1 protein-coding gene is annotated in these 511 nt (G+C 55.6%); it reads right to left on the bottom strand.

All coding sequences use genetic code 11. The features are described from left to right. A partial coding sequence (locus tag ACTHUR_RS18515; protein ID WP_440400233.1) for an IS3 family transposase occupies positions 1 to 511 on the bottom strand: 511 nt, incomplete at both ends.

Below are 511 nucleotides of genomic sequence, written 5' to 3'. Positions count from 1 at the left end.
GTCCCAACAGTTCGCCTTACGCGACATGCTTTGAACCATGGAATGTTCCGCCAGCAATTCCCTATACCCCGCCGTACGGTACAGCACGCCTTGGTCGGAATGAAGCATCGTTCCTTCGCCGGTCAGCCGGGGTGCGGCTTTTTCGAGCATTTCCTTCACCATTTCGCTGTCGGCTCTGCGGCTCATGGCGTAGGCGATGATTTCGCGGTTGAACAAGTCCAATATCGGCGAGAGGTACAGTTTGCCGTCTTTTCCTTTGAGTTCGGTCACGTCGGTCAGCCATTTTTCGTTGGGCTTTTGGGCTTTGAACCGGCGTTTGAGGAGGTGTTCCGATATTTCGCCCATGGCGGGATGGCGGTAGGCTTTTTTCGCCCGTATGAGGGCTTTCAGTCCTAGCTGCCTCATCAACCGCGCTGCTTTTTTGCGGTTCCAATCCAATGCTGCGGCAATGCGCCTTTGCCCGTAGTGTCCTTTATGCCGCCGGTAGGTTTCGACGAGGAGGGCTTTGTCG

This window comes from Neisseria sp. P0021.S007, assembly GCF_051956855.1.
The sequence above is the reverse complement of the archived record's forward strand: the minus strand, read 5'-3'. Positions and strand labels throughout refer to the sequence as shown.